The sequence below is a fragment of the Rhizorhabdus wittichii genome (assembly GCF_017607425.1).
Lineage (GTDB): Bacteria > Pseudomonadota > Alphaproteobacteria > Sphingomonadales > Sphingomonadaceae > Rhizorhabdus > Rhizorhabdus wittichii.
This window is the reverse complement of the sequence record NZ_CP059319.1, coordinates 1,566,744-1,589,900: the sequence shown is the minus strand read 5'-3', so window position 1 is coordinate 1,589,900 and position 23,157 is coordinate 1,566,744. Positions and strand designations below refer to the sequence as shown.

The following is a 23,157-nucleotide window of genomic DNA, read 5'->3' as shown; positions in this document are numbered from 1 at the left end:
GGGTCCGTGAGATCGTCGGGCGTCGCCTGAAGCCCGGAGGATCGTCCCGCCATGACCCACGCCACCGCCACCATCGGCCGCGACCGCTATGCCGTCCAGATCGACGCGAGCGGCCATGCGATCACCGCCGACGAGCCCGAGAAGCTGGGCGGCGCCAATGCCGGGCCGGCGCCCTACGACCTGCTGCTCGCCAGCCTGGGCGCCTGCACCGCGATCACGCTGCGCATGTATGCCGATCGCAAGCAATGGCCGCTCGAATCGCTCGACGTGTCGCTGCGCCTGACCGGCGGGGCCGAGGACCGCCGCATCGTCCGGACGATCGCGCCCAGGGGACTCGATGGCGAACAGGCTGCCCGTCTCGCCGACATCGCCGAGCGGACCCCGGTCACGCTGACGCTGAAATCGGGCATCGCCATCGACACCAGCCTGGCCTGATCAGGCGCCGGAAGCGGCGAGACCGTCGCAATTCGGCAGGAACGACACAGTCGATGCAGCATGTGAATATCAGCGATCGCTGAGCCGTGACGTGATGCGCCTCCGACAGGCCGGACGGGTAGAGCCCGCCGGCCGTTCAGGACGGAGGGGACCGCATGACGAATTCGAACGGAACCGCGCGGCGCATGGCGATCATCGCCACCTTGTGCGCCTCGATCGCCTTGCCCGCGACGGTGCAGGCGCAGATGCAGACGCAGGCCACCCAGCCCGGCGACGGGGCATCCGAGGGGAGCGCGGGCGCCGATCCGCTGATGAACGACATCGTCGTGACCGCGCGGCGGCGGAGCGAGACGGCGCAGAGCGTTCCGCTCGCCATCTCCGCCTTCTCGGCGGAATCGATCGAGGCGCGGGGAATCCAGAAGATCGATGGGCTCGCCGGCTTCACCCCCAACATGACCTTCCAGAACAACCCCAGCTTCGGCGGGGCGGGATCGTCCGCCGCCATCTATATCCGCGGCATCGGCCAGAAGGAGTTCCTGCCGACCACCGAGCCCGGCGTCGGCGTCTATGTCGACGGCGTCTATGTCGCCCGGTCGGTGGGGGCGCTGCTCGACCTGGTCGACATCGACCGGGTGGAGATATTGCGCGGGCCGCAGGGGACGCTGTTCGGCCGCAACACGATCGGCGGCGCGATCAGCATCACCACCCGCAAGCCGGGCGATCAGCCCTATGCCAATGTCCAGCTCACCACCGGCCGCTACAGCCGGATCGACGTGAAGGCGGTGGGCAACCTGCCGCTCACCGAGACGCTGTTCACCAAGCTCTCGGTGGCCTCGTTCAACCGCGACGGCTATGTCCGCCACCTGTCCGACGGCCGCAAGCTCGGCAATGTCGACACGCTGACCGGGCGGCTCGACCTGCGCTGGCTGGCGGGCGACGGGCTGGAGATCAACCTGGCGGTGGAGGGGACGCGCGACCGGTCGAACGGGCCGGCCCTGGTCCTTGCCGGGGTCAACTATGGCTCGGCGATCTTCAATCCGGACCAACTGCCGATGCTCCCGCCGGGCAGCCCGGCGACGCCCGGCGCCTATGTGCTGAACCCGCCCTTCGATGCCCCGACCGACAATTTCACCTTGCTCCACAATTATTTCGCCACGCTGCTGGGCGGCCAGCCCTGCCTGGGCTTCGCGCCCTACAGCCCGCAGGGCAGCGCCGCCGCCTGCTTCGGCGACCGCTTCGTCGTCGGGCGGAAGGCGGATGCGGGAACCGGCGCGCAATATTCCAGGAACGACCTCTGGGGCACCCAGGCGATCGTCGACTGGGACGTGGGGCCGGTCCAGCTCAAGTCGATCACCGCCTATCGCGAGGTCGACGGGACATATGCCCGCGACGGCGATCATTCGCCCTTCACCATCCTGCATTTCGCCGACGTGCTGAAGCAGAAGCAGTTCAGCCAGGAGGTGCAACTGCTCGGCGCGACGGCGGACCGGTCGCTCAAATATGTCCTCGGCGCCTATTATTTCCGGGAGAAGGGCAACAACATCAACACGCTGGACTTCACGCCGGTGATGTTCCGCTCGGGCGGCCGCTTCGACACCGAAAGCTATGCCGCCTTCGGCCAGACGACCTGGTCGCCGCTCTCGGTCGTCGACCTGACGGTCGGCCTGCGCTACACCCGGGATCGCAAGTCCTTCCTGCCCGACCAGGAGATATTGGTCGACAAGACCGGCGGAGCGCTGATCGCGGCCAGCCCCAACACGCCGCAGACCCGGGTGCTGCCCTTCGCCACGGTGAAGCGCGTCGAGGAGGCGGTCACGCCCAGCGTCAACCTCGCCTGGAAGGCGGCCGACGACATCCTCGCCTATGCGTCCTTCTCCAAGGGGTTCAAGAGCGGCGGCTTCGTGCAGCGGGTCTTTCCGGCGCAGGCGACGGTGCCCGAATTCGGCGCCGAAAAGGCGGAAGCCTATGAGCTCGGCTTCAAGTCGCGCCTGTTCGACCGGCGGCTGACGCTCAACGGCGCGATCTTCCTGACCCGCTATGACGATCTGCAGGTGCAGGTCTTCACCGGGATCGCGCCGGTGACGAAGAATGCCGCGTCGGCGGAGATCCGGGGCGCCGAGCTGGAAGGGCGCTTCTCGGCGGGCGACGGCTGGTTCCTCGAAGCCAGCCTCGGCTATCTCGATCCGAAGTTCACCAAGGTCGATCCCGCCGCGACCGAGATCACCCGCGCGTCGAAGTTCGAGCGGGTGTCGAAATGGACGATCAGTGGATCGCTGTCCAAGCGCATCGGCCTGGCCAATGGCGGCAACGTCGTCGGCCGGATCGACTGGTCCTACCGGTCGGGCGCCTTCATGGACGCGCTCAACTCGCCCCAGCTCTATCAGCCGGGCTACAGCCTGTTCAACGCCAACCTGACCTACAACCTGCCCGGCGATGCGATCTCGCTGTTCGCGGCGGTCAACAACCTGACCAGCAAGACCTATCTGCAGACCGGCGTCTACGGATCGTCCTTCGGGCTTTACGAGCATATGTACGCCCGGCCGCGCGAATGGTCGGCCGGCGTCCGCTGGGCGCTGTGACGATGGCAGGACAGTGCGGGCGATGTCCCTTCCGCGCAGCATAGCGCGGCGGCGGCGCGCCCGCGACCGGCGGACGATTGACTCTCCGGAATGCCGGACGGATCATCCGGCTCCGAAGGATCAGGAGGAACGGTGGCCGGCGATCCCGCTCTCGACATTCCCGCCGGTGCGGCACGGGGGCCTCGCGAGATGATGGCCGGCTTCGCGGCGTTCGCGTCCGAGGACATCTTCGAGGTGCGCGAGCATATCGCGCAGACCTATTGCCCGCACGACCTGGCCGTGGCCCGGCGGGGCGACGCGCTCGATGCCTGGCTCAACCACCGGCGGCTCGCCAAGCTCGGCATCGGGGCGATGGCCTATGGGGCCGAGGTGGCGATCGAGCGGATCGAGGACCAGGACATGCTGCTCCTCATGCACCCGACCGCCGGCGCGGCGGAGATCGGCACGGCGGCGGAGACGATCGACAGCCATGCGCGGCGCGCCTCGGTGGTCGACACGGGCGAGCTGCGCCGGATGCGCTGGTCGGAGGATTGTGTTCAGCGCGTCGTGCAGATCAGCAATGCGGTGCTCGACCATCATGCGACGATGATGATGGGCCGCCCGCTCAGCCGGAAGCTGCGCTTCGCCGCCGAGATGCCGGCCGGCGCGGAGGGCGCCGACTGGTGGCATTACGCATCGCTCCTCTGCCTGGAGGTTTCGGCCGAGGCGCAGGGGCAGGCGGTGATCGACAGCCTCGAGACGCTGCTGATCCTCAAGCTGCTCGAAAGCCACCCCAGCAACTATTCGGACCAGCTCCGGCCGCAGCGGTGCAAGATCGCGCCGCAGCATGTCCGCAAGGTCGAGCAATATATCATCGCCCATGCCGATCGTCCGATCACGCTGGAGCAGCTCGTCGAGGTGAGCGGCGTCAGCGCGCGGGCGCTGTTCGACGGTTTCCGCCGTTTCCGGGGCACTTCGCCGATGGTCTTCCTCAAGTCGGTCCGCCTCGAGCGCGCGCGCGACGATCTGCGCAACGCGCTGCCGGGGGAATCGGTGACGGAGATCGCCTGCCGCTGGGGCTTCTATCAGTTCGGGCGCTTCGCGGCCCATTATCGGCGGCTGTTCGGGGAACTCCCCTCGGAGACGCTGCGCAAGCTCAACTGAGGGCTGCCCCGGTTACGCCGGCGGACGAATCGGCTATCCAGGGGCATCCCCCCTGTTCCGATGGAGACCCGCCGTGCCGACCGAGACCTTCGACTTCGCCGGTGGCGGCGATCATCGCCTGGCCGGCCGGCTCGAACGGCCCGAGGGGACCGCGCGGGGCTGGGCGATCTTCGCCCATTGCTTCACCTGCGGGAAGGACCAGCGGGTGGCGGTGCGGATCGCGCGGGCGCTCGCCGCGCAGGGGATCGGCACGCTGCGCTTCGACTTCGCCGGGATCGGCGGCAGCGAGGGATCGCTGGCGGAGAGCAGCTTCGCTGCCGACCGCCGCGACCTGATCGCCGCCGCCGAGGCGATGGCGGCGGCGGGCCATGCGCCGTCGCTGCTCGTCGGCCACAGCTTCGGCGGGGCCGCCGCGCTCGCCGCCGCCGGGGACATGCCGTCGATCAAGGCGGTGGCGACGATCGCCGCGCCGTTCGACGTTGCGCACGTCCTGCGCCATTTCGACGCGGCGGCGGTCGAGACGATCGAGCGCGAGGGCGCGGCGGAGGTCGTGCTGGCCGGCCGGACCTTCCGCATCGGCAAGGCCTTCGTCGACGACCTGCGCCGCCACGACCAGGGCGCCAGGATCGAGGCGCTGCACCGCCCGCTGATGATCCTCCACGCGCCGTTCGACGAGGTTGTCGACATCGAGAACGCGACCCGCATCTTCCTCGCCGCGCGCCACCCCAAGAGCTTCGTCTCGCTCGACAAGGCCGATCACCTGCTGACCGGGGCGGGACAGGCCGAGCAGGTCGCGGCGCTGGTCGCCGCCTGGGCCGCGCCCTATCTGCCGCGCCCCGAGCCGACCCGCGACGAGGGGGAGGCCGACGTCGTCGTGGAGGAGACCGGCGCCGGCCGCTTCCAGGTCGCGATCCAGGCGGGCGGCATCCGCTTCCTCGCCGACGAGCCGGCCGCGGTCGGCGGGCTGGGGTCGGGGCCGACGCCCTATGACCTGCTGTCGGCGGGGCTCGCCGCCTGCACGACGATGACGCTGCGCATGTATGCCGACCAGAAGGGCTGGGAGATCGGCCGCATCCGCACCGCCGTCGGCCATGCCAAGCGCAAGGGCGAGGCGCCGGCCGACCTGTTCACGCGGCGGATCGCGTTCGGCGGCGAGGTCGACGCGGAGCGGCGGGCGCGGCTGCTGGAGATCGCCGACCGCTGCCCGGTGCACCGTACCCTGGAAGCGAGCGCGCGGGTCGAGACGAGCCTGGGCGGACCGCCGGCCGCGGCCGAGCCGATCGAGGCGCATATGACGGCGGTCGAGGGGCTGGTGGAAAGTGCCGAGTAGCTTCGTTCCGGGTTGGAGGGAGGCATGTTCTTCACCGCTATCGTCATTCCCGCTTTCGCGGGAATGACGGAAAGAGGTCTGACGGTCACCCGCCCCGAGCGATGGATCAGGCGAGGAAGTCCAGCAGGGCCGCCGCGAATTTCTCCGGCTGCTCGATATTGGACAGATGCGCGGCGTCGAAGGTCACGCCCCTGGCGCCCGGGATCGCGGCGACGATCTCCTCGCCCTGGGCGGGCGGGGTGGCGGGGTCGCGGCCGCCGATGATCACCAGCGTCGGCGTGCGGATCAGGCCGATGACGGGGCGCAGGTCCATGTCGCGGATCGCGGCGCAGCAGCCGGCATAGCCGACCGGGCTGGTGGCGAGCAGCCAGGCCTCGACCGTCGCCTTCACTTCGGGCGATCCGGGCAGGAATTCGGGCGTGAACCAGCGTTCGAGCACCGCCGAGGCGATCGCCGCCATGCCCTTGTCGAGCACCACGCCGATCCGCGCCTGCCAGCCCGAGGGCGGGCCCATATAGGCGGCGGTGTTGGCGAGGACGATGCGCCGGAAGCGCTCGGGCGCGTGGACGCCCAGCCACTGGCCGGTCATGCCGCCGAGCGACAGGCCGCAATAGTCGACCGTCTCCAGCCCCAGCGCGTCGAGCAGCTCGACCGCGTCGCGGCCCAGCCGGTCGAGGCTGTAGCCGCCGGCCGGCGCGTCCGACGCGCCATGGCCGCGCTGGTCGTAGCGCAGCACGCGGAAGCGTTCCGTCAGCACGGGAAGCTGCGGCAGCCACATGTCCATCGTGGTGCCCAGCGAGTTGGAGAGCATCAGCACGGGGGCATCCGCGGGCCCGTCGAGCCGCCAGGCGATGCGGCAGCCGTCGCCAACGCTGGCGAATCCCTGGTCGGTCATGGTCGTTTCACTCTTCGCGAAAATGCCGCGGGCAATGGTTTGAGAGTCGAGAGCTCTCTTCACGATAGGATCGTCATCCCGGACTTGATCCGGGATCCAGAAACGCAACGCTGCGGCAAGAAGCGCAACGTTGCGGTTCTGGATGCTGAAACAAGTTCAGCATGACGACCCGGAGGCGATTGCTTCGTTCTCGTCAGGCGCCGGCGGGCGCCGGAGCCCGGTTGCGGGCCATGACCTCGGTGTCGGCCGTGTCGGCCGCCTTCTGCAGGGTGAAGTCGAAGTCGATCTGGCTGAACGGCCCGTTGAGCTGCTCGGCGCGGATCTGCTCCGGGTCCTCCTGGCGGACGACCTCGGGGATCAGGTCGTTGTGGGTCGCGAAGGCGAAGTCGTCGTGCAGATAGGGATCGCCGTCGATGTTGATCTGGGTGGTCAGATGGCGATAGCCCGGCGCCGACACGAAGAAGTGGATGTGCGCCGGACGGTTGCCGTGGCGGCCGACCGACTGGAGCAGGCGATCGGTGCTGCCCTGCGGCGGAACCGAATAGCCCGAGGGGACGACGCTGCGGAAGACATAGCTGCCGTCGGCTCCGGTCTCGATGCGGCGGCGGTTGTTATAGGGCTTCTGCGACGGGTCGAAGCCCGAATAGCCGCCCTTGGTGTTGGCGTGCCAGACGTCGACGATCGCGCCGGCGACCGGCTTGCCGTTCAGGTCCTTGACGGTGCCGCGCATGATCAGCACCTCGCCGGTGTCCTCGCCGTCGTCGAGGCGGGCGCGGCCCTTCTCGATCGGCGCGCCGGGGATGTAGAGCGGGCCCTCGATGGTGCGCGGGGTGCCGCCGGTGGTGCCCGCCTTCTTGTCGGCGAGGTCCATGCGGACGTCGAGGAAATGGTCGAAGCCGAGGCCCGGCGCGATCAGGCCGAATTCGGGCGCGCCCTGCTGCATGAAGTGCAGCGCCGCCCAGAATTCCTCGGCGCTCACGTCGAAATCGTCGATCGTGGTGAACAGGTCCGACACGACGCGGCGGAGGATCTGCTTCATGCGCCGATCGCCGCCTTCCTGGTCGAGGCCGGAAATGCGATCGAGATAGGCTTGGATTTCAGGGCTTTGCACCAGTTCGGATGCCATCACGTCTCTCCTTGGGAAATGAATGTCGTTTCAGCGGTCGTCGTCATGGATGGACGAGGGGTGCCGGCAGAGCGGAATGACCTCGATGTCCATGAACGGGTACAGGGGAAGCCCCATGAGCAGGTCGTGGAGCGCCGCGTTGCTCTCCACGTCGAAGATGCTGGTGTTCGAATATTGGCCGACATGGCGCCAGATGTGACGCCATTTGCCGGCCTTCTGGAGCGCCTGGAAATAGGCCTTCTCGCGCGCCTTGATCTCGTCGAACTCGGCGGCGGGAAGATGGGTCGGCACGTTGACGTGCATATGGACCTGAAACAGCATCAGGCGGACTCCTCGATCGGCTGGCCGACGACGGTCCGGCTGGGTCCGTCGCGGCGGAAATGGTGGACCTTGTCCATGTCGAGCGCAACGCCCAGGCCGGGCCCGGTGGGAAGATCGAGGCCGAACTCGCGGAAGGCGAGCGGCTCGGTCAGTATCTCCTCGGTCTGGAGCAGTGGGCCGAACAGCTCGGTGCCCCATTCGAGCTTGGCGAAGGTCGCGTAGAGATGGGCGCAGGCGATGGTGCCGACGCTGCCTTCGAGCATCGTGCCGCCATAGACGCCGATATGCCCGGCCTCGGCGATCGCCGCGAGCTGCCCGCCCGCGAACAGGCCGCCGGCCTGGGGCGGCTTGATCGAGAAGGCGTCGGCGCCCCGGTTGCGCGCGAAGTCGAGCGCGTCGGACGGGCCGCGCAGCGCCTCGTCCGCCATGATCGCGATCGGCGAATAGGCGGTCAGCCGGCGCATCCCCTCGCGGTCGGCGCGGGGCAGCGGCTGTTCGATCAGGTCGACCCCGGCGTCGGCGAGCATATGCGCGCCGCGGCGCGCGGTCGGCTCGTCCCAGGCCTGGTTGACGTCGACTCGCACCGAGGCGCGGTCGCCCATCGCCCGCTTGATCGCGGCGACATGGGCGACGTCGTCGGCCAGGGCGCGCTTGCCGATCTTGAGCTTGAAGACGTCGTGGCGGCGCTGCGCCAGCATCTCCTCGGCTTCCTCGATGTCGCGGCCGGTGTCGCCGCTGGCGAGCGTCCACAGCACCGGCAGGCGATCGCGCAGCCGGCCGCCGAGCAGCTCGCTGAGCGGCACGCCGGCGCGCTGCGCCTCGGCGTCGAGCAGCGCGGTCTCGACCGCGTTCTTGGCGAAATGGTTGCCGACGACATATTGGCGGACCAGCGTCATCAGCGACGCGGTGTTCGTCGCCTCGCGACCGATCAGCAGCGGCGCCATATATTCGTCGATCGTCAGCTTCATGCCCTCGGGGCTCTCGTCCCCATAGCTGAGCCCGCCGATCGTCGTGCCTTCGCCCATTCCGACGATTCCGTCGGAGCAATGGACGCGCACGATCACCATGACCTGCTTGTTGATCGCGATCATGGACAGGACATGCGGCCGAATCGTCGGTATATCGACGATCCAGGTATCAATCTTCTCGACCTTGAAGGGCATGCTCTCTCTTATGGTTCGCTTCAAATGCCGTGATTTCCTAAGCTGGTCCTATGCGATAGCACAGGACTGTTTCGGTCCGGTTTGATACTCGTCAAGTATCATGGAGCTACGCCACCTTCGCTATTTCGTCGCCGTCGCCAACGAGCGCAACTTCACGCGCGCGGCGGAGGTGCTCAACATCGCCCAGCCGCCGCTGAGCCGCCAGATCCGCCAGCTCGAGGAGGAGGTGGCGGCCGAGCTGTTCGATCGCGACGCCCGGCCGCTGCGGCTGACCGAGGCGGGGCGGCTGCTCTACGAGCATGCCGTCCACGTCCTCGCCGGGGTCGACCAGCTTCGCGGCATGATGCGCGACCATGCCGGCAAGGGGCGGCGACGCTTCGTCATCGGCTTCGTCGGGTCGACCCTGTTCGGGCTGCTGCCCGAGGTGATCCGCCGCTTCCGCGCCACCGCCGACCATGTCGAGGTGTCGGTGATCGAATGCTCGACGGTCGAGCAGATCGCCGCGCTCAAGGAAGGGCGGATCGACGTCGGCTTCGGCCGTCTCCGCTTCGAGGACGCGGCGATCCGCCGGATCGTGCTGATGGAGGAGCCGCTCGTCGCGGTGGTTCCGGTCGATCATCCGCTGACCCAGGTGGGACGGCCGCTCCACCTCGCCGAGCTGATGGAGGAGCCGCTGATCATCTATCCGCGGCCGGCGCGGCCGAGCTATGCCGACCAGATATTGAGCATCTTCCACGACCTCGGCCTCCAGCCCGAGATGGTGCAGGAGGTGCGCGAGCTGCAGACCGCGATCGGCCTGGTCGCCGCGCACACCGGGCTTTCGATCGTCCCGGAATCGGTGCAGCGGCTGAAGCGCGACGACGTCGCCTATCTGCCGATCGCCGAGAAGGCGGCCCATTCCCCGATCATGATGATCCACCGCGCCGGCGACATCTCGGCCGAACTCGCCCGGCTGATCGAGATCAGCTGCGAGCTGCACGCGATCCGCGCCGAGGGATAGGGATCAGGCGAGGCCGCGCACGCAGCGGTCGACGCCGTTGCTCAGGTGGCGGGCGAGCATCTCCTCGTCCTGGAAGAAGATGTGCTGCTTGGCGCCCGACTTGAGCTGCGCGCAGATCAGCTCGTGGGTGAAGCAGTCCTCCATCATCGGATCGCGCAGGCCGACCTTCGAATATTCGCGGGCGAACAGCTCGCCGGCGGTCTTCACCGGCGGATAATAGCCCTTGATCTCCCACACGCTGCGGTCGACCGCCTGCGGCCAGATGTTGAAGGTGAAGAACAGCCCGTTGAGCAGCCCGACGAAGAAGTTCGGGAAGATGTGCCAGAAATCGAACGAGCCGCGGAAGCGATAGCCTTCGCCGTTGCCGTCGAGCTTGGCGCCGAACGCCTGGACGGTGCCCGTCCCGAAGCGGCTGGCGAGCATCGCGGTCGGCGGCGGGGTGAAGCTGTCGGGCGGCGGCGAGCCGAGCACGCCGTGCATCCCGTGCAGCTCGATCGCGGCATGGCGATACTGGTTGCCGTCGACCTTCACCGCGCGGGCCAGCGTCTTTTCGTGGAGATAGGGCAGGTGCCAGCCTTCGAGCTGCGCCTCCTGCAACGTCTTCCAGTTCACATTCTCGTCGATGCGGTAGGAGAAGGCGGGGGTGAAGCCGTCGAAGTCGAACCGGCCGACCTCCTCGGCGACGGGGCCGAGATAATCGAGCAGGGTCTCCTCCGGCTCGGCCGCCATGTTGACGAAGATGAAGCCCTTCCACACCGCGCAATGGACCGGGGTCAGGCCGTTCTCCTCGGCCTTCACGCCGGGGAAGTTGGCGGCGTCGCTGATCTGCACCAGCTTGCCGGTGGTGTCGTAGACCCAGCCGTGGAAGCGGCAGGCGAGATAGCCCTTGCACGAGCCCTGCGCATCCCAGGCGACCGGTGCGCCGCGGTGCGAGCACATGTTGTGGAAGGCGCGATACCGGCCGTCCTTGCCGTGGATCACCAGCAGCGAGGTGTCGAGGATCTTGAGGTCGGCGACGAAATAGTCGCCGGGCTTCGGTGCCTGGAGAATCTGGCCGACATTCAGCCATTTGCGGCGGAATATTCGCTCGCGTTCGAGGTTGAAATAGTCGGGCGAGGTGTAGCGCTCGACCGGGATCGGGTCGCGGCCCTCCTCGGGATAGCGCTCCATGAAGCGGCAAGGCTGGGTGCTCATGCGCGGCCTCCCATTCCGGCGAGCGGCCAGGCGTCGTGGGTCGGCACGAAGCGGGCGATCGGGAAGACATATTTGGGGCGCGGATCGCCGTACATCTCGATCGTCGCCGAACATTCGGCGAGGGCGAGGCACAGGTCGAGCAGCCGGCGGTCGGCGCCGCCGATCGCCGAAAGCTCGAACGGCGCGAGATATTCGAGCGCGGCGGGCCCGCGCTCGATCATCCGGTCGTAGAAGGCCTGGCTCTCCTCCAGCGAGGCCGACCAGCGCTTGTCGTTGCGTTCGAGCTCGGTCGGCTTGGCCCAGTCGATGAAGGGCAGCAGATCCTCGAATCCCGGGGGCAGCATATCGGCCATCGCAACCTCTTTTCTCCCTGTTCGCACCAAGCCTGCGTTGCCGGGGACGGCGGCGGCTATCCTCCCTGTGCAGGCGCTGGCCGCTCACTGCGGAATATGGCGACGGGGCGGCGAGCGCGGCTTGTCGCGCCGATGTCCGCTGATAAGCCCGTCATGAACAATAATAACTTCAGGGTTGGACATCGTGGCGAACGGCGATCGACGCCGCCGCCACGGGAGAGGCCGGGCCCCGGGACGAGGGAGGGACCGATGAACAGACGGATCAGGATGATCGTGCCGGTGCCGGTGCCGGAGGCGGCGCTGGCCGGCTTCGCGAGCCAGATACCCGCGCATCTGGTGCGGCCCGACATCTCGGTCGAGTTCACCTGCGCGGCGCGCGGCGGGGCGACGCTCGATTCCCCTTATGAAGGCGCGATCGCCGACGCCTTCTGCCTGGAGGCCGGGGCGCGGGCGGAGGCCGAGGGCTTCGACGCGGTCTGCATCAATTCGATGAGCGATTCCGGCGTCACGGCGCTGCGGTCGCGGCTGTCGATCCCGGTGGTCGGGACGGCGCAGGCGACCTATCTGCTCGCCTGCCAGCTCGGCCGCCGCTTCTCGATCATCAGCATGTGGGACCGCTGGCGCTGGCTGTACGAGAAGGTGCTGGGCGAACAGGGGCTGGAGGACCGGCTCGCCTCGATCCGCTCGATCGGGGTTCGGCCCGACACCGCCGAGCTGCTGGCCGGCAAGGAGGACAGCGTCTTCCCGCTGCTGCTCGACGCGGCGCAGGCGGCGATCGAGCAGGACGGCGCCGACCTGCTGATCCTCGGATCGACCACGATGCACCAGTCGCACGCCTTCCTGGCGGAGCGCCTTTCGGTGCCGGTCCTCAATCCGGGCTTGGTCGCATTCAAAAGTTGTGAAATGCTGCTCGACCTGGGTCTCGCGCACAGCAAGCGTCGCTATCCGGGTCCGGAACGGACGGCCGACGGGATATTCGACGGCCGATGAGGGGATCTAACCGGAACGTGGAGGTTAGGTTATGATGATCACCAACCTGGATGCGCCCCGCGACTGGGACGGGACCGGCATGCCGCTGTCGCGGCTCGCCCGGCTCGTGACCACCGACATCGACGAGGTTCATGATCATATGAGCCGGATGTTCTGCCCGCACGACCTGCGGATCGAGGGCGGCAATCCGCCGATCGCGTTCCGCCACCATCAGGCGTCGCTCAAGTCGGTGACGTTCAACGCCACCGATTACGGCAATCCCTATGGCCGCGTCGTCGTCAACATCCCGCCGGCCAACGCGCTCTACCTGGTCCAGTTCTCGCTGTCGGGCGTCGCCCAGATCGCGCAGGAGAACAGCACGATCGAGCTGTCGCCCGGCCAGATGTGCGTGCTCGATCCCGACGCGCAGGTGAAGCAGACCTTCGGGGAAGGCTACAAGCACTTCACCGTCAAGATGTCGAAATGCGGGATCGAGGCGGTGCTGGCGCAGGAGCTGGGCTTCCGCCCGCGCGAACTGCACTTCTCGGCCCAGCCGGTCCGCCTGCAGGGGCCGGCGGCGGCCTTCGCCCATCTCGTCCGCACGATCTGCGACGATCTCGACTCGGGGATCGCCGGTTTCACCCATGCGCGCGCCTGCGGCACGGTCGAGGAGGCGTTGCAGCGGCTGCTGCTGGCGGCGGTGCCGCACAATTATTCGGAGCTGTTCGACGCGCCGCCGTCGAGCCCGGCGCCCTATTATGTCCGCCGGGTCGAGGATTATATCCGCGAACATTCGCGCGATCCGATCTCGCTGGAGGAGATGATCGCGGTGTCGGGCGTCAGCGCCCGCTCGCTCCACGCCGGCTTCCGCCGCTTCCGCGACACGACGCCGATGGTCTATCTGAAGAACCACCGGCTCGACCTGGCGCACCGCCAGCTCAAGATCGCGGCCGACGACGGCCTGTCGGTGACCGAGGTTGCGCTCGCCTGCGGCTTCACCCATCTCTCGAAGTTCGCGCGCGACTATCTCGACCGCTTCGGCGAGCGGCCCTCGGCGACGCTCAAGCGGATGAACGCGCACTAGGCTTCCCAACCCGTCATCCCGGCGGAGGCCGGGATCTCGGGAGAGAGGAGACGGGGTCGAGGCAGGAGCCGCCCGAGATCCCGGCCTCCGCCGGGATGACGTTGGGAGGGAAGCTCAGTCGAGCAGCAGGACGTCGTCCCCGTCGACCGCCAGCCGGTAGGTCTTGATCGCTATCGAGCAGGGTGCGGCGCAGGCCTCGCCGGTGCGGATGTCGAAGCTGCCCATATGATAGGGGCAGAGGATCTTGCCGTCCTCGATCTCGCCCTCGGAGAGCGAGGCGTCGCCATGGGTGCAGAGATCGTCGGTGGCGAAATAGTCCCCGTCGACGCGGTAGACGGCGAGCGTCCGTCCGTCGTCGACCGCGAACTGGCGGACCTCGCCCTCGGGAATATCATCGGTCGCGCAAAGCCTGATCGTCACATCTGCACCGGTTTCTTGAGTTGCCATGGCGGATTCGCCTCTCCCTGGATGCGGACGTCGAGGGTCACGCGCGTGAAGCGCCAGCCCTCGCCGGTCCGCCTGAGTTCGCTGTCGTACCAGCCGCCGAACCAGCTGTCGGTCGGCCCCGCCGCCTCGGACAGGGTGCACAGCTCCCACAGATACCAGTGGCAGCGGGCGGTCGCGCCGTCGTCGGACAGCTCGACGAGCGGCGCGGTCATGTAGTGGATCGACCAGAGCACCCGGTCGGCGGCGAGCGCGGCGAGGCCGGTGGCGATCGCGGCCCGGCCGGTCAGGGCGGCGAAGCCCTCCGCCGACCACAGCGCGTCCTCGGCGAACAGCGGCCCCAATATAGCGGGGTCGTTCTTGCGGTCGGCGCCCCGGGCGTAGCGCGCGACGAGATCGGTGATCTCGGCGCGCGCTTCGATCCGGGCCAGCCGCTGCTCGATCGACGGGCCGGCGCTCATGGCGCCGGCGTCATCATCGGCTGCGGCGTGCTCCAGGTCGGCTCGCCGCCATGGACGGCGATGAACCGCCCCTCCTCGAAGGCATAGGGCACGCCCACCGCGCCGTCGTACAGCTCGATATGCGGCGCCACCTCGGCCAGCGAGAGGGCGATGTCGTAGAGCGGGCGCAGCGCCGCCGGCAACTGGCCGAGCGGGTGCTTGTCGACCTCGGCGAGGATATCCTCCAGTCGGGGCAGCACCGCGTCGTAGAAGCGGCGGAGCGTGTCGGAGGTCGAGGCCAGCCGCCTGGCCTGGCGGCCGTCGGCGGTGGGCAGCGCCCAGTCGAGCCACGGCGCCAGGTCGGCGAACGCCGCGGGCAGCGTCAATTCGGTCATTCTTCCATTCCCCCGGATCAGGCGTTCACATATTGGTCGACGATGATCGCGCCGTGGCGGATCAGGATCTCGTCGTCCTGGAGGTGCTGCTGCATCTTGGCGCGCGACTGCATCGCCCGCTGCGTGTCCTCCATCGTCGCGGTGTCCTCCAGCCAGGCGTTGCGCTGCAGCGTCATCGCATGCTCGATCGCCCAGCGGCCGGCGTTGCTGGTCGGCGCCTTCACATAATAGCGGCCCTCCCACAGCGTCCGGTTGTGCGCGAGCGGCCAGAACTGGTGGGTGAACCAGATGCCCTCGGACACGTGGAGCAGCGTGTTCGGGAACAGCACGCTCAGCTCGAAGGCGAAATCGGGCCGGTGATCGGGGTTGATCGTCGCGGGCAGCATCGATTTGCCGCGCTGCGAGACGAGGCTGGCGCCCGCGATCCGGTTGGCGATGCCGGCCACCGGGGTCGGCTTGGCGTCGAGCGTCAGGCACACCGCGCAGGTCCGGTGGGGACCCATCAGCTTGACGTTCTGCAGGCCGCTCGAAAAGACGTTGGGGAAGGAGCCGGCATGGATGGTGTCGACATGATAGGCCTCCGCGAAGGCGTCGTGCGCGACCTTCCAGTTGCAGTCGAGCTCCGTCCGGTAGGTGAAGCCATAATCGAGCTCCTCGAACGGGAAGCCGCGGAAATGCTCGGCATAGTCGCCCAGGAATTCCGCCAGGCTGTGCTCCGGCTTCTCGGCGACGTTGACGAACAGGAAGCCTTCCCAGGTGTCGAGGTGGATCGGCGCCAGGCCGTTGTCGCCCTTGTCGAAGCAGGAATAGAAGCGCTCCTGGCTCGGCACGCTGCGCAGCGCGCCGTCGGCGGCGTAGACCCAGCCGTGGAAGCGGCAGGTGATCACGCCCGCCCGGTTGCGGCCGTAGGTCTCCTGGCCGTTCTCGGTGACGACGGTGTTGCCGCGATGCGCGCACATGTTGTGGAAGGCGCGGATCTGGCCGTCCTTGCCGCGCATCACGATCACCGAGGTGTTCGCCGCCTCGATCCGCTTGACCTTGTAGTCGCCCGGGCGCGGCAGCTCGTTCGCGCGGCCGACGCACAGCCAGACCTTGCTGAAGATCTTCTCCTTCTCCTTCTCGTACCATTCGGGCGAGATATAGGGTTCGGTCGAGATCGGCCCGGAGCCGAGCTCCGGATAGGCTTCGAGCCAGCGATGTTCAGCGTTCATGGTTCACTCTCCGATGGTGCCGCGGTCGGGCTCACTCGACGAAGATGTCGAGCGGGATCACGGCGGAAACGATGATGTTGGGGACGTCGACGAGCTGGCCGATGCGCAGGTCGACGGCGGCGGCGCAGATCGCATAGGCCTGTTCGCGGCTGTAGCCCCTGGTCTCGGAAATCCAGTCGATCATCCGCAGCAGCGCGTCGCGCGCCGCCAGCGTCAGGTCCTCCGACAGGTTGGTGAGGGCGGCGACCTTGGGGCTGTCGAGATAGGCGAGGTGGGGCGGAACCTCGCCCTTCTTCTTCACCGGCATGCCGACGATCGCGTGGAAGCGGCCCGGCTCGGTGGTGCGGAGCTGGCCGTTGCCGGTGACGTGCGGGAAGACGATGTTCTTGCCGCCGCCCTTGATCACCTCGCACTTCAGGGTGACGCGCGCCGCCATCTCGACGGCGGTGCCGCAGACCTCGCCGTCGCCCTGGGCGAAGTGGATGTCGCCGGTCCACAGCCCCGCGCCTTCGACCAGCACGGGGAACAGCACGGTGGAGCCGACCTGCATCGCCTTGATGTCCATGTTGCCGCCATTTTCGCGCGGCGCCACGGTGCGCAGCCCCTCGGCCGCATAGGGCGCGCCTTCGGCGAACAGGGCGGCGGGCAGGGCGCGGGCGGGCTCGGGCATCAGCGCGAAGCCGCCGGCCGCCGCCAGCGCGCCTTCGCGTTCGAGCGCGGCGGCGACCTCGGGCTTGCCGGGGAGCACGCCGATCGAGCCGGGGAAGGCGCACATCGGCACGCGGACGCCGGGGATCTGGTCCGACACCGCGCAGAGCCGGTCGAGCTTCCAGTTGGCGATGAACGGCCCGGGGATGACGTCGCGCAGGAAGCCGAAGCCGGGAACGATGACGGTATAGCCATAGTCATAAGGGGCGATGTCGACGATCGTCACCGCCAGCGCGTCGCCGCGCTCGGCGCCCTCGATATGGACCGGGCCGGTCATCGGGTGGACCCGGTTGAGGTCGCAGGCGGCGACGTCGGCCGGGGTGGTCGACCAATTGAACTGGTCGTCGAAGGCGTCGCGGGTCTCGTAGACGATATAGTCGCCGGGCCGGGCATGGGCGACCGGCTCCAGCGCCCAGTGCAGGCGGTTGAAGCAATTGGGATCGTCCTTGGCCGTCGCCCCGCTGCGCTTGATTTCCACCGTGTTCGCCATCTGCTTCCTCACGCTGTTCCGTCGTCCGATGTCGGATCGTGTCAGGATGATGATCGGGGGCGGGCTTTCGCGGCTATCCCTCTGCCGAGCCTAGTAGCCAGTTACCGCATCAAAGCGGCCGCAACGGGCCTGCGAAGCGACGTCATGACCGCGCGTACGCTCGCGCGCGAGGGACGGGGAGCCCGGAAAATGGGGGTTTTGGCGGGTTCTCATTCGATCGCGCTGTGGTGCTGCTGATCGCGCCCTGAGGCTAGCGCATCGGGGGTCCGATGATGTTGCATGTACCCGTCACCAGCCTTCGGGTTCGTGATCGACGGGCGCGCGGGGGCGTGCCCGCACCGGCCCCGAACTGGCGGCGCCGGCGGCAACCGGGAGGAAGGGATAATGAACATGGCAAGGCAGAATGAGATGGGGGCGATCGCAGCGCCGCGGCGCTGCCGCGGCCTGCTGCTGATCGGCGCGTCGCTGATCGGGCTGGCGGCGCCGGCCGGCATGGCGAGCGCGCAGCAGGCGCCGGCCGAAGCCGCGTCCGCCGACGCGGTCGACGGCGTCGAGGTCATCACCGTCACCGCGCGGCGCCGCGCGGAATCGCTGCAGGACACGCCGATCGCGATCTCGGCGGTGACGTCCGAAGGGCTGACCGCGCGCGGCATCGACAACGTCACCCAGATCGGCGACTTCACCCCGAACGTGAAGTTCAACAGCTCGGTGCCGGTCTCGGCGAGCAACGCGACCGCCGCGATCTTCATCCGTGGCATCGGCCAGAACGACTATCAGCTCTCGGCCGATCCCGGCGTCGGCCTCTACCTCGACGGCGTCTACATCTCGCGCGGGGTCGGCAACGTCCTCGACGTGCTCAACGTCGAGCGGATCGAGGTGCTGCGCGGGCCGCAGGGCACGCTGTTCGGCCGCAACACGATCGGCGGCGCCGTCAGCGTCGTCACCAAGAAGCCGGGCGACAAGCTGGCCGGATCGCTGGAGCTGACCACCGGCCGCTTCAACCGCATCCAGGCGAAGGGTTCGATCGACGTGCCGCTCGCCGAGGGCGTCTATTCGAGCTTCGCCGGTTTCTACCACAAGCGCGACGGCTATGTGAAAGGCGTGGTCGCGGGCGCGCCCGACCTGGGCGACACCGACCAGCTCGCCGGCCGCTTCGCGCTGCGCCTCGAACCGTCGAGCGACGTCACCATCGACCTGGCGGTCGACGGATCGCGGGCGCGGGAGCAGTCGGCCCCCAACGTCGCCATCGCGATCGACGAGAACGCGCCGGCCGCCCAGGTGTGGAACGCGGTCTATTCGGGCGCGCCGGGCATCTGCGCCAACACCGCCGATCCCAGCCGCTTCACCGACCAGCGCTGCTTCAACAACCAGTGGGCCCTCGGCCCCTATCGCCACGGCGGCACCTTCACCTCGGTCTCGGGCGTGTTCACCAACGGCAATCCCAAGCGCTACCAGTCGGCGTCCAACCTGAACATCTGGGGCGCGTCGGGCACGATCGAATGGAAGATCGCCGACGGCATCTCGTTCAAGTCGATCACCGCCTATCGCAAGGTCACCGGCTTCTGGACCCGCGATTCCGACCATAGCCCGGCGACGATCGTCGAGACCAACAGCGACTGGAAGCAGGATCAGTTCTCGGAGGAGGTCCAGCTCCAGGGCGACGTCGCGGACGGCCGCTTCAACTGGGTGGTCGGCGGCTATTATTCGAGCGAGAGCGGCAACCATCGCGACCTCGTCAACATCGTCGACGCGGTGTTCCTGAGCGGCGCGGTGCTCGACGGCAAGAGCCTCGCCTTCTTCGGGCAGGGCACCTACGAGATCGTCCACAACCTGAACCTCACCGCCGGCATCCGCTGGACCGAGGACAAGAAGACCTTCGGCAACGCCAACCAATATGTGGTGGAGGCGGGCTTCCTGACCGGGGCGCCGTTCAACCCGGACGGCTCGGGCCTGCAGAACGGTGATCCGCTGATGGGGCCGCTCGGCCAGCGGTCGACGGTGAAGGATACCGCCTGGACGCCGATGGCCAGCCTGTCCTATCGCTTCAGCCCCGAGCTGCTCGGCTACGTGTCCTATTCGGAAGGCTTCAAGGGCGGCGGCTTCACCCAGCGCGTCTTCCCGCCCTTCGCCTTCATCCCGTCGTTCAAGCCGGAAACCAGCACCACCTATGAGGTCGGCTTCAAGTCGGACCTGTTCGGCCGCAAGCTGCGGCTGAACGGCGCCGCCTTCCTGAACGACTATGACGACCTGCAGATCACGGTGAACGACCCGACGCTGGGCTTCGCGCCGATCATCCAGAATGCGGCGAAGGCGCGGATCAAGGGCTTCGAGCTGGAGATGCAGGCGCGCCCGATCGGCGGGCTGCAGATCGACGCGGGCCTCGGCTATCTCGACGCCAAGTATCGCCGGGTCGACATCCGCGCGCTCAACGCCGGCGTGACGACCGCGACCAAGCTGCAGAATGCGCCGAAATGGACGCTGAGCGCCGGCATCGCCTACAATATCCAGGCGGACGGCATCGGCAGCTTCCAGCCGCGCGTCGACTGGTCCTACCGGTCGCGGGTCTACAACGACGCGGTCAACAACCCGCTGCTCGTCCAGGACGGCTATCATCTGGTCAACGCCTCGGTCGCCTGGACCGACGAGGACAAGCGCTGGGGCATCACCGCCAGCGTCAAGAACCTGACCAAGGAGGTCTATCTCGGATCGGGCTATGCCGACTCCTTCGGCGGCCTGGTCGAGGGCGTCTATGGCCGTCCGCGCGAATGGTATCTCAGCGCGCGCTATTCCTTCTGACGGCGACGGGGCGGGCCTTGCCGGGCCCGCCCCCTGTTTTTTTGCGGAGCGTGGCGATGGAGACACTGGAACGCAGGATCGAGAGGCTGGAGGCGCTGCGGGCGATCGACGATCTGATCGCCGATCTCGGCCGGGCGTTCGACGCGGGGCCGTCTGCGGCGGCGCTGCGCGAGCTGTTCGTCGACGACGCGGCCTTCCTGATCGACCGCTATGGCGAGCTGCGCGGGCGCGACGCGATCGCCGAGGGCGTCGCCGGCAACGCCGACCAGGGCTTCCGCTGGACGCTCCACTATCTGGTGTCGCCCAAGGTCGCGCTGGCCGACGACCGGCGGTCGGCCGATATCGAATTCTACCTCTGGGAGGTGGCGACCGCCGCGAGCGGGCGCGCTTACTGGATCGGCGGCCGCTACGTCGCCGAGGCGCTGGCCGACGGGCCGCGCTGGCGCTTCCGGCAGCTCGAGCTGAAGGCCGATCTGATCTCGCACTACCCCGATGGATGGTCGCCCAAGCCGGCGGCCCTGGCCGACGCCTGATCGGCCGATTTTGACGCAAGGAGAGCAGCAATGAACGCAGAGGATCCGACGCTGAGCCATATCGGCCGCTCGATCGCGGAGATCCGGGCCGAACTGGGCGTCGATCCGGTGTCGGTGGAGGCGATCCGCGACCCGGCGGTCTATGAGCTGGAGCGCGAGAAGATCTTCCGCCGCGCCTGGCTGAAGGTCGCGACCGCCTGGGAGATACCGGAGATCGGCGACTACAAGGTCAAGGAGATGCCGGTCGCCGATACCTCGGTGCTGATCGTGCGCGGCAAGGACGACAAGATCCGCGCCTTCCACAATGTCTGCACCCATCGCGGCAACAAGGTCGTTCCCAACGGCGATTTCGAGAGCTTCGGCCGGTCCCGCGCCGGGGTCGTCACCTGCCGTTTCCACGGCTGGGTGTTCGGCACCGACGGCCCGCTGCGCTCGGTGCCGATGGAGGAGGGGTTCGGCAAGATCGACAAGAGCTGCCTCGGCCTGCGCGAGATCGCCTGCGACACGTGGGAAGGCTTCGTCTTCATCAACTTCGCCGACCCGCCCGAGCAGAGCCTGCTCGACTATCTGGGCGACTTCGCCAAGCTGTTCGGCGGCTATCCCTATGCCGAATCGACCACCATCTTCCGCTATTCGACGGTGCTCGAATGCAACTGGAAGGTCGCGCACCAGGCCTTTTCCGAGGGCTATCACGTGCCGACCATCCATGCCGGCTCGCTGCCCGGCTTCCGCGGGGTCGAGCATAGCGATTTCAAGCTGATGGGGCCGCACGCCTCCTCGACCATCTATGGCGCGGGGATGGACACCGCGGCGTCGACCGCGGCCTTCGCCGGGGTGCTGCACGGCGCCGAGCCCCACCGGCCGCGCCCCGACCAGCTTCCGCCCGGGATCAACCCGACCCGGCGCACCGACTTCCAGTTCGAGCTGCCCAACCTCTTCCCGAACCTGATCATCCATCTTTCGGCGGGCTGCGGCTATCCGGGCATGTCCTTCTTCACCCATCAGTTCTGGCCGCTCGACCATGGCCGGACGCTGTGGGAGGGGATCAACTATTTCCGGCCGGCGCGGAATGCCGCCGAGCGGGTGGCGCAGCTCCACGTCAACGCGCTCCACCGCAACGCCTGGCTGGAGGACACCGCGACGATGGAGGATACCTTCACCGGCATCCGATCCGGCGCGATCGACCAGATGTACCTGATGGACCAGGAATTCCTGATCCGCCACGCCGTCCGCGTCCACGACGATTTCCTGGCCGCCTGAGGAGCCTCGACCATGACCGACGACAAGAGCCTTCCCTCGGGCTTCGAGCAATTCGCCGACCTCGCCGCGCGCTGGGCGCGGCCGACCGAGGGCGAGCGCAGCCAGATCCGCTGGGCCGCCTCGAAGCAGAACTTCGCCGACTTCTACGCGGCGTTCATGCCCAAGCTCGACGAGGCCCTGGCGCTGCTCGCCGACCAGTCGCTCGAAGGGCTGAGCGGGCCGACCGCCAATCTGTTCGAGCTGGTCTGCGCCTTCGCCGAGGCGACGCCGCACCACGAACTCTATGGCGGCAGCGCCGAGGTGCCGTTCAGCTTCTCCGCGCGGCGCTTCGTCCCCGCGCATCGCGACCGGCCGAGCGCCAGCCCGGTGCTGCGCTGACCGGATCGCCCCCGGCCGTCATCGGCCGGGGGCGATCTCCGCGATCTCCAGCGCCGCCGCCCGCGCGAAGATGTCGCGGACGAGCGGGTCCCGCTCCTGCGCCCGGATCGCGGCGTGGAACGGGATCGAGCGGTCGAGGTCGGGGCGCAGCCGTACGAGCGTGCCGCGATCGAGATGGTCGCGCGCCATGATCTCGGGCACGAAGCTGATGCCGCCGCCCGACAGCACGATGTCGATCAGCGAGCGGACGTTGTTGCAGCTGTTGATCGTCGCGTCGCCATGCCCCGCCGCCTCGAGGCTGGCGCGGGCGACGCCGTGGATCGGCGAATGGCGGTGGAGCAGCCACAGCGTGGGGCAGGGGCCGTCGAAGCCCCGATTGCCCAGCGCGGGACTCGCGATCCACATCATGTCGACCGCGCCGATCGGGGCGGTCTCGATATTGGGGCTGGCGACCGGGCCGGCGAGGAAGATCAGGTCGCAATTGGCGCTGAGCAGCTTCTGGAGCAGGCCGTGCGACAGGTCGATCTCCATCTCCAGCGTCACGCGCGGCATCTCGGCCTTCAGCGCGGTGAAGAAGGACGGCAGGCAGGTCGCCGCCGCGATCTCGCCCGCGCCGATCCGGACGATGCCCGACGCGCCCTCGAACCGGCCCGATTGCAGGAAAGTGCGCTCGATCGAGGTCCAGAGCGGCTCGCACTCGCGGACGAACGCGCGCCCCCGCACCGTCAGCGCCATCGTCCGCCCGGCGCGCTCGAACAGGCGGAAGCCGATCTGATGCTCCAGCTCGCGGATGCGCGCCGACACGCCCGGCTGGGTGGTGTTGAGCCGTTCCGCCGCCGCGCCGAACGTGCCGAGACGGCTGATCCACAACAGCGTTTCGAGATGGTAGAGTGAGATGCGTCTCATAAGA

The 23,157-nt window shown here is 68.1% G+C and carries 23 protein-coding genes; 11 read left to right on the top strand and 12 right to left on the bottom strand.

Annotated elements, in window-relative coordinates; all coding sequences use genetic code 11:
- Nucleotides 1-51 precede the first annotated feature (51 nt).
- The 4 genes from HRJ34_RS07555 to HRJ34_RS07540 all read left to right on the top strand — a co-directional run bounded on the left by HRJ34_RS07555 (nt 52) and on the right by HRJ34_RS07540 (nt 5,487).
- The gene (locus HRJ34_RS07555) at nt 52-435 is read left to right on the top strand and encodes an OsmC family protein (protein WP_029995217.1); all 384 of its coding nucleotides are present in this window, start codon (nt 52-54) and stop codon (nt 433-435) included.
- A 155-nt stretch (nt 436-590) separates the two neighbouring features.
- Entirely contained in the window at nt 591-3,014 is a 2,424-nt protein-coding gene (locus HRJ34_RS07550) for a TonB-dependent receptor (protein WP_208633743.1), read from the top strand.
- 132 nt (nt 3,015-3,146) lie between these two features.
- Nucleotides 3,147-4,157 carry an AraC family transcriptional regulator gene (locus tag HRJ34_RS07545; protein ID WP_226949093.1) on the top strand — a complete coding sequence of 337 codons (1,011 nt, stop codon included), beginning with the start codon at nt 3,147-3,149 and terminating at the stop codon, nt 4,155-4,157.
- A gap of 73 nt (nt 4,158-4,230) precedes the next feature.
- The gene (locus HRJ34_RS07540; RefSeq protein WP_208633742.1) at nt 4,231-5,487 is read left to right on the top strand and encodes a bifunctional alpha/beta hydrolase/OsmC family protein; all 1,257 of its coding nucleotides are present in this window, start codon (nt 4,231-4,233) and stop codon (nt 5,485-5,487) included.
- Nucleotides 5,488-5,593: 106 nt separating this feature from the next.
- Here the strand turns inward: HRJ34_RS07540 and pcaD are convergent, their stop codons facing one another.
- The 4 genes from pcaD to HRJ34_RS07520 all read right to left on the bottom strand — a co-directional run bounded on the left by pcaD (nt 5,594) and on the right by HRJ34_RS07520 (nt 9,016).
- Nucleotides 5,594-6,382 (bottom strand): 3-oxoadipate enol-lactonase, encoded by a 789-nt coding sequence (gene pcaD / locus HRJ34_RS07535; protein ID WP_030089608.1) that lies wholly within the window; start codon nt 6,380-6,382, stop codon nt 5,594-5,596.
- A 193-nt stretch (nt 6,383-6,575) separates the two neighbouring features.
- A complete protein-coding gene (gene catA, locus HRJ34_RS07530; protein WP_029995212.1) occupies nt 6,576-7,508 on the bottom strand; it encodes a catechol 1,2-dioxygenase in 933 nt (310 codons plus the stop codon).
- Nucleotides 7,509-7,538: 30 nt separating this feature from the next.
- Nucleotides 7,539-7,829 carry a muconolactone Delta-isomerase gene (gene catC / locus HRJ34_RS07525; RefSeq protein WP_208633741.1) on the bottom strand — a complete coding sequence of 97 codons (291 nt, stop codon included), beginning with the start codon at nt 7,827-7,829 and terminating at the stop codon, nt 7,539-7,541.
- Nucleotides 7,829-9,016, bottom strand: a complete 1,188-nt coding sequence (locus tag HRJ34_RS07520) for a muconate/chloromuconate family cycloisomerase (protein WP_029995211.1) — start codon at nt 9,014-9,016, stop codon at nt 7,829-7,831. Before HRJ34_RS07520 ends, catC begins: the two co-directional genes overlap by 1 nt.
- Nucleotides 9,017-9,092: 76 nt before the next feature.
- Here HRJ34_RS07520 and HRJ34_RS07515 point away from each other — a divergent pair, with 76 nt between their 5' ends.
- Nucleotides 9,093-9,992, top strand: coding sequence for a LysR family transcriptional regulator (locus HRJ34_RS07515; RefSeq protein ID WP_011951819.1), 900 nt, complete (start codon nt 9,093-9,095; stop codon nt 9,990-9,992).
- 3 nt (nt 9,993-9,995) lie between these two features.
- Here HRJ34_RS07515 and HRJ34_RS07510 read toward each other — a convergent pair whose 3' ends face one another.
- Nucleotides 9,996-11,186 (bottom strand): aromatic ring-hydroxylating oxygenase subunit alpha, encoded by a 1,191-nt coding sequence (locus tag HRJ34_RS07510; RefSeq protein ID WP_011951818.1) that lies wholly within the window; start codon nt 11,184-11,186, stop codon nt 9,996-9,998.
- Nucleotides 11,183-11,530, bottom strand: a complete 348-nt coding sequence (locus HRJ34_RS07505) for a hypothetical protein (protein ID WP_226949092.1) — start codon at nt 11,528-11,530, stop codon at nt 11,183-11,185. Before HRJ34_RS07505 ends, HRJ34_RS07510 begins: the two co-directional genes overlap by 4 nt.
- A gap of 258 nt (nt 11,531-11,788) precedes the next feature.
- Between HRJ34_RS07505 and HRJ34_RS07500 the strand changes: the two genes are divergently transcribed.
- The gene (locus tag HRJ34_RS07500; RefSeq protein ID WP_029548834.1) at nt 11,789-12,529 is read left to right on the top strand and encodes an aspartate/glutamate racemase family protein; all 741 of its coding nucleotides are present in this window, start codon (nt 11,789-11,791) and stop codon (nt 12,527-12,529) included.
- Between the two features lie 31 nt (nt 12,530-12,560).
- Nucleotides 12,561-13,592: an AraC family transcriptional regulator gene (locus HRJ34_RS07495; protein ID WP_011951815.1), complete on the top strand. Its 1,032-nt coding sequence runs from the start codon at nt 12,561-12,563 to the stop codon at nt 13,590-13,592.
- 114 nt (nt 13,593-13,706) lie between these two features.
- Here HRJ34_RS07495 and HRJ34_RS07490 read toward each other — a convergent pair whose 3' ends face one another.
- From HRJ34_RS07490 to HRJ34_RS07470, 5 genes are read right to left on the bottom strand one after another with little or no spacing between them, the layout of a single operon-like run.
- Nucleotides 13,707-14,012 carry a non-heme iron oxygenase ferredoxin subunit gene (locus tag HRJ34_RS07490; RefSeq protein WP_011951814.1) on the bottom strand — a complete coding sequence of 102 codons (306 nt, stop codon included), beginning with the start codon at nt 14,010-14,012 and terminating at the stop codon, nt 13,707-13,709.
- Nucleotides 14,009-14,497, bottom strand: coding sequence for a nuclear transport factor 2 family protein (locus HRJ34_RS07485; protein WP_011951813.1), 489 nt, complete (start codon nt 14,495-14,497; stop codon nt 14,009-14,011). Before HRJ34_RS07485 ends, HRJ34_RS07490 begins: the two co-directional genes overlap by 4 nt.
- Nucleotides 14,494-14,871, bottom strand: coding sequence for a hypothetical protein (locus HRJ34_RS07480; RefSeq protein ID WP_029995209.1), 378 nt, complete (start codon nt 14,869-14,871; stop codon nt 14,494-14,496). The genes HRJ34_RS07485 and HRJ34_RS07480 overlap by 4 nt, the downstream gene beginning before the upstream one ends.
- Before the next feature lie 17 nt (nt 14,872-14,888).
- Complete coding sequence (locus HRJ34_RS07475; protein ID WP_011951811.1) at nt 14,889-16,082, bottom strand: aromatic ring-hydroxylating oxygenase subunit alpha; 1,194 nt, start codon at nt 16,080-16,082, stop codon at nt 14,889-14,891.
- Nucleotides 16,083-16,113: 31 nt separating this feature from the next.
- Nucleotides 16,114-17,280, bottom strand: coding sequence for an acetamidase/formamidase family protein (locus HRJ34_RS07470; protein WP_208633740.1), 1,167 nt, complete (start codon nt 17,278-17,280; stop codon nt 16,114-16,116).
- A gap of 390 nt (nt 17,281-17,670) precedes the next feature.
- On the opposite strand from HRJ34_RS07470, the gene HRJ34_RS07465 reads away from it, so the two are divergent.
- From HRJ34_RS07465 to HRJ34_RS07450, 4 genes are read left to right on the top strand one after another with little or no spacing between them, the layout of a single operon-like run.
- On the top strand, nt 17,671-20,076 hold the full coding sequence (locus HRJ34_RS07465) for a TonB-dependent receptor (protein WP_226949091.1): 2,406 nt from the start codon (nt 17,671-17,673) through the stop codon (nt 20,074-20,076).
- 56 nt (nt 20,077-20,132) lie between these two features.
- Nucleotides 20,133-20,609, top strand: coding sequence for a nuclear transport factor 2 family protein (locus tag HRJ34_RS07460; protein ID WP_011951808.1), 477 nt, complete (start codon nt 20,133-20,135; stop codon nt 20,607-20,609).
- Nucleotides 20,610-20,639: 30 nt separating this feature from the next.
- Complete coding sequence (locus tag HRJ34_RS07455) at nt 20,640-21,869, top strand: aromatic ring-hydroxylating oxygenase subunit alpha (protein WP_011951807.1); 1,230 nt, start codon at nt 20,640-20,642, stop codon at nt 21,867-21,869.
- A 12-nt stretch (nt 21,870-21,881) separates the two neighbouring features.
- On the top strand, nt 21,882-22,247 hold the full coding sequence (locus HRJ34_RS07450) for a hypothetical protein (protein ID WP_208633738.1): 366 nt from the start codon (nt 21,882-21,884) through the stop codon (nt 22,245-22,247).
- A gap of 18 nt (nt 22,248-22,265) precedes the next feature.
- Here the strand turns inward: HRJ34_RS07450 and HRJ34_RS07445 are convergent, their stop codons facing one another.
- Complete coding sequence (locus tag HRJ34_RS07445) at nt 22,266-23,153, bottom strand: LysR family transcriptional regulator (RefSeq protein ID WP_208633737.1); 888 nt, start codon at nt 23,151-23,153, stop codon at nt 22,266-22,268.
- Nucleotides 23,154-23,157 lie beyond the last annotated feature (4 nt).

Bases quoted from the DNA above. Each gene is read 5' to 3' on its own strand.
- HRJ34_RS07555 (WP_029995217.1), top strand. From the start codon at position 52: ATGACCCACGCCACCGCCACCATCGGCCGCGACCGCTATGCCGTCCAG.
- HRJ34_RS07550 (WP_208633743.1), top strand. From the start codon at position 591: ATGACGAATTCGAACGGAACCGCGCGGCGCATGGCGATCATCGCCACC.
- pcaD (WP_030089608.1), bottom strand. From the start codon at position 6,382: ATGACCGACCAGGGATTCGCCAGCGTTGGCGACGGCTGCCGCATCGCC.
- catA (WP_029995212.1), bottom strand. From the start codon at position 7,508: ATGGCATCCGAACTGGTGCAAAGCCCTGAAATCCAAGCCTATCTCGAT.
- catC (WP_208633741.1), bottom strand. From the start codon at position 7,829: ATGCTGTTTCAGGTCCATATGCACGTCAACGTGCCGACCCATCTTCCC.
- HRJ34_RS07515 (WP_011951819.1), top strand. From the start codon at position 9,093: ATGGAGCTACGCCACCTTCGCTATTTCGTCGCCGTCGCCAACGAGCGC.
- HRJ34_RS07510 (WP_011951818.1), bottom strand. From the start codon at position 11,186: ATGAGCACCCAGCCTTGCCGCTTCATGGAGCGCTATCCCGAGGAGGGC.
- HRJ34_RS07505 (WP_226949092.1), bottom strand. From the start codon at position 11,530: ATGCTGCCCCCGGGATTCGAGGATCTGCTGCCCTTCATCGACTGGGCC.
- HRJ34_RS07500 (WP_029548834.1), top strand. From the start codon at position 11,789: ATGAACAGACGGATCAGGATGATCGTGCCGGTGCCGGTGCCGGAGGCG.
- HRJ34_RS07495 (WP_011951815.1), top strand. From the start codon at position 12,561: ATGATGATCACCAACCTGGATGCGCCCCGCGACTGGGACGGGACCGGC.
- HRJ34_RS07485 (WP_011951813.1), bottom strand. From the start codon at position 14,497: ATGAGCGCCGGCCCGTCGATCGAGCAGCGGCTGGCCCGGATCGAAGCG.
- HRJ34_RS07480 (WP_029995209.1), bottom strand. From the start codon at position 14,871: ATGACCGAATTGACGCTGCCCGCGGCGTTCGCCGACCTGGCGCCGTGG.
- HRJ34_RS07475 (WP_011951811.1), bottom strand. From the start codon at position 16,082: ATGAACGCTGAACATCGCTGGCTCGAAGCCTATCCGGAGCTCGGCTCC.
- HRJ34_RS07470 (WP_208633740.1), bottom strand. From the start codon at position 17,280: ATGGCGAACACGGTGGAAATCAAGCGCAGCGGGGCGACGGCCAAGGAC.
- HRJ34_RS07465 (WP_226949091.1), top strand. From the start codon at position 17,671: ATGGCAAGGCAGAATGAGATGGGGGCGATCGCAGCGCCGCGGCGCTGC.
- HRJ34_RS07460 (WP_011951808.1), top strand. From the start codon at position 20,133: ATGGAGACACTGGAACGCAGGATCGAGAGGCTGGAGGCGCTGCGGGCG.
- HRJ34_RS07455 (WP_011951807.1), top strand. From the start codon at position 20,640: ATGAACGCAGAGGATCCGACGCTGAGCCATATCGGCCGCTCGATCGCG.
- HRJ34_RS07450 (WP_208633738.1), top strand. From the start codon at position 21,882: ATGACCGACGACAAGAGCCTTCCCTCGGGCTTCGAGCAATTCGCCGAC.
- HRJ34_RS07445 (WP_208633737.1), bottom strand. From the start codon at position 23,153: ATGAGACGCATCTCACTCTACCATCTCGAAACGCTGTTGTGGATCAGC.